The following is a 6,575-nucleotide window of genomic DNA, read 5'->3' as shown; positions in this document are numbered from 1 at the left end:
CTTGATGACGTCTTCTGGACTGTAATGATTTTCTTCAACCGCATGAACGGCAATTTTTCGAATATAACTCATCACCTCGTCAGGGATTAGACGTGCATCGGATAACCAGTTGGGTTTCATGATAGGCCTCATCATTTAACTATCGTATAATGACTTAGACGCCTCATTGTGATTTTTGTTCCAGTAAATGCCTGGATTATTAATACGGTGGCTATATGAGATCTGTGTTCTGCGCGCGCTGCGCAAACGCTTGCGGACCAAGGAAATCTGGGTGGAGGGTGCCGAACGCTACCGCAATCCCGAGCTAGACCTGCCCGCCGACTTCGCGGCCAAACGCGACCATTATTATGCGTTATTAGGCCTGCCCCAGGATGTCGAGGTGTTCATCGAACGGATCCAGGCGTCGCTGCGGCAGGGACTGGACACCCTGAGTGCCGGGTTGCCGAACAACCCCAAGGTCCGTCTGCGGCAGACAGGCAAGAACCGCATTCACGTGACCCCATTGGACAAGCAGCCCGACCCGCCCCATACGGCCGCGCTGAAGCGGGAAATCGGCCGGCGCTGGTCGAATGTCGAATTGATCGACATGCTCAAGGAAGTCGACCTACGCCTCGACTTCACGACGGCATTCCGGACCGCGGGCCAGCGGGAAACACTTGAGCCCGCGGTCCTGCGTCGTCGCCTGCTGCTCTGCCTCTTCGGCCTGGGAACCAATATCGGCTTGAAGCACCTGGCCAATCAGCAGCCAGGGGTGACCTTTGAGGAACTGCGCTACGTCAAGCGACGATTTCTCCACAAAGAGGCTCTCCGGGCCGCCATCGCCGAAGTGGTCAACGGTATTTTTCGGATTCGCCAGGCGGCCATCTGGGGCGAAGCGACCACCGCCTGTGCCTCGGACTCGAAGCAGTTTGGCGCCTGGGACCAGAACCTGATGACCGAATGGCACGCCCGCTACGGCGGGCGCGGCGTCATGATCTATTGGCACGTGGCCACCCATTCGACCTGCATCTACTCCCAACTCCGGCGCTGTTCCTCCTCCGAGGTCGCGGCGATGATGGAGGGGGTGTTACGCCACTGCACGGAGATGGGCATCGAGCGTCAGTACGTCGACAGCCATGGCCAGAGCGAGGTGGCCTTCGCGTTCAGCCACCTCCTGGATTTCGACCTGTTACCGCGCCTCAAGGCCATCGCCCGGCAGCAGCTTTACCTCCCGGCGTCGAGCGACGCGGCGCGCTATGGGAATCTGGAATCGATTCTGACGCGCGTCATCCGTTGGGATCTCATCCGCCAACACTATGACGAACTGGTCAAGTACGCCACCGCGCTGCGGTTGGGAACCGCCGACGCAGAAGCCCTCCTGCGCCGCTTCACCAAGACCACCGCCTCCCACCCGACCTATCTGGCCCTGGCGGAGCTTGGCAAGGCCATCAAGACCCTGTTCCTGTGCCGCTACCTGCATGAGGAGTCGCTGCGCCGGGAGATTCACGAGGGCTTGAACGTGGTCGAGAACTGGAACAGCGCCAATGGGTTCATCTTCTATGGCGCGGGGAGCGAATTCGCCACCAATCAGGTCGAGGACCAGGAATTGGGCGTCTTGGCGCTCCATCTGCTGCAAATCTCTTTGGTGTACGTGAATACCCTGTTCATCCAAGAAGTCCTCCGCGAGCCGGCGTGGCGGGACCGTATGACCACCGAGGACTGGCGCGGGCTCACGCCCCTGATCTACCACTACGTCAATCCTTATGGTCGGATCGAACTGGATCTGGAGACCCGCCTGCCCATTGCCGCCTGATTCTCCCCAAAACGATGGTTTTGAGGAGAGGGAGGGGCGGTTCTGAAGCGCCCTGGCAAACGCGCGGCCACTATTGCTGGAATGCCTTGTCTTGACAGGGAAATCCAAGCCTTTGGGGGATCCCGTGGAAGTCTCCCAAAACAGTCTCTTGTTTCATACTCCCGAAACCACCACGATGCGGACGAGTCATGGGAGATCGGCAAGGGGGATCGATGAGCACACACATGACAGCAATGACGCCGAGGAGCGAGGCAAGCCGGTGCCGGCCGCCCACGCGTTTTCCTCTGCCCGAGCGGAGTCATGTCGGATGCTGATCGGCTACGCGAGGGTGTCTACCCGCGACCAAAAGCCGCATTTACAGCAGGACGCCCTGCGTGAGGCGGGCTGCGAACGGATTTTCGAAGAGACGGCCAGCGGCGCCCAACGCGATCGACCCATCTTGAAAGCCACCCTGGAGTTCATGCGCCCGGGTGACACCCTGGTCGTGTGGAAACTCGATCGTCTCGCTCGCTCCACCCAACAGTTGTTGGAAACCGTCGAGTACCTGGCCGAGCGGGGCATTGGCCTGAAGATTCTCACCCAGAACCTCGATACCACCAGCGCGGGCGGGCGGCTGATCTTCACCGTCTTCAGTGCCATCGCCGAATTCGAACGGGAGGTCATCCGCGAGCGCACCCGAGCGGGGTTGGAGGCTGCACGCGCCCGCAGGCGCCAGGGCGGACGCCCGAAAGCCCTGTCCGCGAAGGATTTGAAACAAGCACGCGCCCTGCTGGCGGATCCGGAAATCACGGTGGAGGAGGTCGCTCGCCGGCTCGGGGTAGGTCCCTCGACGCTCTACCGGTATCTACCCGCCGCGCGCCATTCCGTGCGGGAAGGTCAACAGCCCTGAGAACGCTACATTAGCGCAATCTTATATGTCCTCATTTTACAGCTTCGCTCCCACTGGGCCGACTACGACGGACTCAACCGACTGACCACAGTCGACTATCCCGACGGCACACCGGACGTCGTGCGCACCTACGACGGCAACGGCAACCTCCGCACCCTGGACAACGCCGACAGCCAGATCACCTACACCTACGACCAGAGCGACAACCTCACGCGCGAGTCGCACGGCATCGGGCTCGAGACCTACACCCTGAGCTTCGACTACGACGGCAACGACGCGCTCGACGTGCTGACCTATCCCTCCGGGCGCACCGTCACCTATACGCCGGATGGCTTCGGGCGCCCGACCGAGGCCGCGCCCTTCCTCACCAGTCTGATCTACCACCCCTCCGGCCAGCTCGAGCAGATCGCCTATGGCAACGGACAGGTGACCGACATCGAGATCGCGCCCGAGCGGCTGTGGGTCAACGGCATCCGCACCTACGGGATGGACGACCTCATCGATCGCGGCTACGGGTACGATCGCGCGGGTAACGTCGAGACGATCGAGGATCGGCTCGGTGCCAACGCCACCCGCGCGCTCACCTACGACGACATCAACCGCCTGGTGGGCGCGAGCGGCACCGATTGGCTGTCGGTCACCTTCGACTACGACGTCCTGGGCAACATCAGGGCCAAGCGCCTCAGCGCCGATGCCTGGACAGAGTACGGCTATTCCAGCCAGCGGCTCTCACGGATCAACGTCATGCGCAGCTCCAGCACGGTCCCAGTCGCCTTCAACCAGCTTGGCTACGATGCCGAAGGCAACATGCTGGGTGCGGACAGATACACCTTGGTTGGCTCTCAGTACGTCTTGACGGGGCAAAAACGTTTCGACTTCGACGCGGCGGGACACTTGCGGCTGGGAGGCGTGCTCGGTACCGGGACCGAGATCAGCTTCGGCTATGACGGCAACGGCCTGCGCGTGAGCCGCGAGGCGGACGGTGCTTCCACCCGTTACGTCTTCTCAACCGACGGACAACTGCGGGGCGAATACACCGACAGCGGACCCGCGTATGGCAAGGAGCACCTCTACGTCGGCACGCAACGGCTCGCGAGCGTGCAGCAGAACCGACAGCCGCAAGCCGATGCCGGCGCCGACCAGAGCGTCGAGGCCGGCGCGCCCGTCGCCCTCGACGCCGGCGCATCCTCCGACCCCGACGGCACCCTGAGCGCCTACGCCTGGGTGCAGAGCGCGGGCACCACGGTGGAACTGCAGAACGCCGACCAAGCGCAGGCCCGCTTCACCGCCCCCAATGTCGCGAGCGCGGCGGCCTTGGAATTCGTCCTCACCGTCACCGACAACGACGGCGAGCGCGCGAGCGACAGCGTCTCGGTGGCGGTCACGCCGACGCAGTCCAACACGCCCCCGGTGGCGATCGCCGGGCCAGACCAAAGCGTGGTCGCGGGCGCCGCGGTTACCCTCGACGGCAGCGACTCCTACGACCCCGACGGCACCCTGAGCACCTACGCCTGGGTGCAGAGCGCAGGCCCCACCGTGGAGCTGCAGAATGCCAACCAGGCGCAGGCCCAATTCACCGCCCCCGATGCCGTGGCCGCGGAGACCTTGGAGTTCGTCCTCACCGTCACCGACAATGACGGCGAGGGCGCGAGCGACCGCGTCTCGGTGCAGGTCACGCCGACCCAGCCCAATACGCCCCCGGTGGCGATCGCCGGGCCTGACCAAAGCGTGGTGGCGGGCGCCGCGGTCACCCTTGACGGCAGCGCCTCTTCTGACGCCGAAGGTGCGATCACCTATGCCTGGCAGCAGACCTCCGGGCCGACCGTCGCGTGGCAAGGCGCCACGGACACCGCCACTGTCAGCTTTACCACGCCGACGACGGGTGCCGACTATGAGGTCATCATTGGTCTCACGGTGACCGACGCCGGAGGTCTGAGCGCGAGCGATCAGGCCATCATCCAAGTGCATGAACCCAACAACGACAGTGACGGTGACGGCATTCCCGACGCCAGCGACAACTGCCCCACCGTGTCCAACCCCGGCCAGGAGCAGACGGGCTTCAACCTGGGCCGTGGGTTCGGTGACGCCTGTGTCGATCCGAACGTCAAGATTCCCGCGAGCGTCGACCTGGGCACCGGCGTGACCATCGCCAAGGGTGTCAAGCTCGGGGATCGGGTCAGGATCGGCGACCACACCCGTCTCGAACAGGGCGCGACGATCAAAGACGGTGCCACCATTGGATCGGACGTGAGCGTCGGCGAGAAGGTCACCGTCAAGGACGGGGCGACTGTCGGCGATGGATCGACGCTCGGAGCGAAGGCCACCATCGGCGCCGGCGCACAGCTCGGCGCCCAGGTGAGCGTCGGCGAATCCGCCACCGTCAAGGACGGGGCCGTCGTCGGCGATGGATCGAGCCTCGGAACGAAGGCCACCATTAGCGCCGGAGCACAGCTTGGCACGCAGGTGAGCGTCGGCGAGAAGGCCACCGTCAAGGAGGGGGCCAGTGTCGGCGATGGATCGACCCTCGGAGCGAAGGCCACCATCGGCGCCGGCGCGCAGCTCGGCGCCCAGGTGAGCGTCGGCGAATCCGCCACCGTCAAGGCCGGGGCGCGGCTCGGCGCTCAGGTGAGCCTCGGCGAAAAGACCGTCATCGGCGAGGACGCCGTGGTGGGTGAGCGCTGTGCGATCGCAGCCAACAGCACCCTGAAGCAACAGGTGGTGTTGGGCATGGACGTCATCGTGGGCAGGAACACCCAAATCAAAGCGGCGGCGCAGGTGGGCGACAGAGCCCGCATCGGAGACGATGTCACCGTCAAGGCCGGGGTGGTGGTTCCCGCCGATGCGGTCATCCCCGATGGGACGGTCGTGAAGTAGGCCGCAGCCCGGTCACGCCTCGGCGTCGATCGGGCCAATGCCAAGACTAAGGCAGGACACGGAGATGACGACATGAACCGAAGCACACACCGAAGGGTTGCGAACGGACTCTCGTGGGTTGGGCACATCCTGCTCGCGACCCTGCTGCTGAGCCTCCTCGCTGGCCAAGTCGCCGCCAAGGACCGCATCACCTATTTCCACAACGACGCCCTGGGCTCGCCGGTGGCGGCCACCAACGACGCTGGCGAGACGCTCTGGCACGAAGACTACGCCCCTTATGGCGCGCGCCTGCTGCGCGAGGACGATGGCGCCAACGCCCTCTGGTACACCGGCAAGCAGGAGGAGGAAGCCCTCGGGCTGCACTACTATGGCGCGCGCTGGTACGACGCCGAGATCGGGCGGTTCCTCTCGCTCGATCCGGCCGGATTTGACGAAGGGAACCTGCAGAGCTTCAACAAGTATGCCTATGCGAACAACAACCCTTACAAGTTCGTCGATCCGGATGGTCGGGCATCACTATTTGCAAACGCATTTATGCGTGGATTATCTAGCGATGCCGCAATGCAAGCGGCAGGCATGGGCAACAGTGCGTTAGCTGCTGGGGTCGGGTCCGCCCTCGTCGGCTTATCTGCCATTTCGCCTGGGCCTGAAGATCTGGCTGTTGGCGGCGTGTTGGTTGGTAGCATCGCAAAAGTTGGTGGCATTGCAAAACGTGGAGAGGCCATAGAAGGAGCGGCCGCAAAGAGGGGACTGGGTAATGGCCGAAATACTTCACGCTCCTTCGATACAGGCGGCCCCACTACATCAAGACCGGCATCTTTTCCTCAAGGTAACTCTCAGACGCAACATATCTTCCGTGATGCACCAGGGCACTTAGCTGACACCCCTGCAAATATAGCCATTTAATATGGTATCCAGACGCGCTTATTAAGCGGCATATTGGGTTTCCGGAAGGTGAAAAAACGATATTATGCGTTCTGCGCGACCCTTCAAAGACTTTAAAGCGGAATACAGACGACT

3 protein-coding genes and 1 pseudogene are annotated in these 6,575 nt (G+C 63.0%); all 4 read left to right on the top strand.

From position 1 onward, the window contains the following. Positions 1-214: 214 nt before the first annotated feature. A pseudogene (locus tag CKO23_RS23480) lies at positions 215-1,792 on the top strand (Tn3 family transposase); the annotation flags it as partial. 307 nt (positions 1,793-2,099) lie between these two features. Further along, positions 2,100-2,681, top strand: coding sequence for a recombinase family protein (locus tag CKO23_RS23475; RefSeq protein ID WP_200335769.1), 582 nt, complete (start codon positions 2,100-2,102; stop codon positions 2,679-2,681). 120 nt (positions 2,682-2,801) lie between these two features. Further along, complete coding sequence (locus CKO23_RS23470) at positions 2,802-5,555, top strand: PKD domain-containing protein (protein WP_200335767.1); 2,754 nt, start codon at positions 2,802-2,804, stop codon at positions 5,553-5,555. 72 nt (positions 5,556-5,627) lie between these two features. After that, the gene (locus CKO23_RS23465; RefSeq protein ID WP_200335761.1) at positions 5,628-6,461 is read left to right on the top strand and encodes an RHS repeat-associated core domain-containing protein; all 834 of its coding nucleotides are present in this window, start codon (positions 5,628-5,630) and stop codon (positions 6,459-6,461) included. Positions 6,462-6,575 lie beyond the last annotated feature (114 nt).

The sequence above is a fragment of the Thiocystis violacea genome (genome assembly GCF_016583565.1).
GTDB lineage: Bacteria > Pseudomonadota > Gammaproteobacteria > Chromatiales > Chromatiaceae > Thiorhodococcus > Thiorhodococcus violaceus_A.
The sequence above is the reverse complement of the archived record's forward strand: the minus strand, read 5'-3'. Positions and strand labels throughout refer to the sequence as shown.